The organism is Rothia sp. LK2492, from assembly GCF_040946345.1.
In the GTDB taxonomy this organism is placed as follows: domain Bacteria; phylum Actinomycetota; class Actinomycetes; order Actinomycetales; family Micrococcaceae; genus Rothia; species Rothia endophytica.
Genome location: NZ_JAYWLX010000022.1, coordinates 1 through 1443, shown reverse-complemented (window position 1 = coordinate 1443; position 1443 = coordinate 1). Strand labels below are relative to the sequence as shown.

1 protein-coding gene is annotated in these 1443 nt (G+C 64.9%); it reads left to right on the top strand.

The features are described from left to right. Window positions 1-141: 141 nt before the first annotated feature. A complete protein-coding gene (locus tag VVR27_RS11540) occupies window positions 142-1401 on the top strand; it encodes an IS256 family transposase (protein ID WP_163376561.1) in 1260 nt (419 codons plus the stop codon). The last annotated feature ends 42 nt before the right edge of the window (window positions 1402-1443 follow it).

The following is a 1443-nucleotide window of genomic DNA, read 5'->3' as shown; positions in this document are numbered from 1 at the left end:
TGGGGTAAGTCCCCTGGAGTGGTGGGGTTTGGGGGCCGGGGTTTGGGCTGACGACGGTGTGGCGGCCCGCCAAGGGGGTGGGCCATCGCGTAGTGGTCAATGAGTTACGACCAAGTAGCTCACGGAAGGACACACCACGCGATGACCCACTCCCATTCTGGCGTACACGCCCAGTTGGATGCACTCCTGTCCGCCGATCCGCAGGCGATGTTCGCCGAACTGGTGCGGGCCGGCCTGCAGGCGCTGATCGAGGCTGAAGCCTCAGCCAAGATCGGCGCCGGCAGGTACGAGCGCAACGAGGACCGCACCACGCACCGCAACGGGTACCGAAACAAGACTGTCTCGACCCCGGCCGGCGATATCGAGGCGCGGATCCCGAAGCTGCGATCGGGGTCGTTCTTCCCCGCTCTGCTCGAGCGGCGCCGGCGCATCGACCGGGCCCTGTACGCGGTGATCATGCAGGCCTACGTACACGGGGTCTCTACACGTGCAGTGGACGATCTCGTACGGGCTCTCGGTGTGGACACTGGCATCTCGAAGTCTGAGGTGTCCCGCATCTGCGCCGAGCTCGACGCCGAAGTGGAGGCGTTCCGTACCCGCACGCTGGCCCACACCGAGTTCCCGTACGTGTTCGCTGACGCGACGTTCTGCAAGGTCCGTATCGGTGCGCACGTGGTATCTCATGCCATGGTCGTGGCCACTGGCGTTTCCGCTGATGGCACCCGCGAAGTGCTCGGCACGGCGGTCGGGGACAGTGAGTCGTACGAGTTCTGGAATGACTTCCTGCGCTCCCTGAAGGCCCGTGGGCTATCCGGGGTGCACCTGGTCATCTCCGACGCCCATGCGGGCCTCAAGGCGGCCGTAGCCAAGCAGTTTGTGGGCGCCTCCTGGCAGCGCTGCCGGGTGCACTTCATGCGCAACCTGCACGGCACGGTGGCGTCAAAGCACGCACCCGCGGTGACCGCGGCGGTCAAGACGATCTTCGCCCACACCGACCCCAAGGATGTGGCCGCGCAGTGGGACCAGGTCGCCGACACCTTCGCCGGCTCGTTCCCCAAGGCGCACCAGATGATGCGCGAGGCCAAAACGGACGTGCTGGCGTTCACCGCGTTCCCCCGCGGACACTGGCAGAAGATCTGGTCCAACAACCCCATCGAGCGGCTCAACAAAGAGATCAAACGCCGCGCCGACGTCGTAGAAATCTTCCCCAACCCGGAGGCCTTCCTGCGGCTGGCGACCTCGGTGGTGATCGACCAACACGACGAATGGCAAGTCGGTCGCCGCTACCTCTCAGAGAGCTCCATGGGCGAACTCCGAGCCGTCATCGCCGCCAAGCAGCACGCCCTCAACGCCAGCAACGGATATGATCAAAACACGGAACTCGTTGATCACTGCGACTGACCAGACGCGGAACCGATTCCCACCACATCACGGGGCACTATC

What these genes read in the sequence shown, in the direction of transcription:
- VVR27_RS11540 (WP_163376561.1), top strand. Translation starts at nt 142, where the DNA reads ATGACCCACTCCCATTCTGGCGTACACGCCCAGTTGGATGCACTCCTG.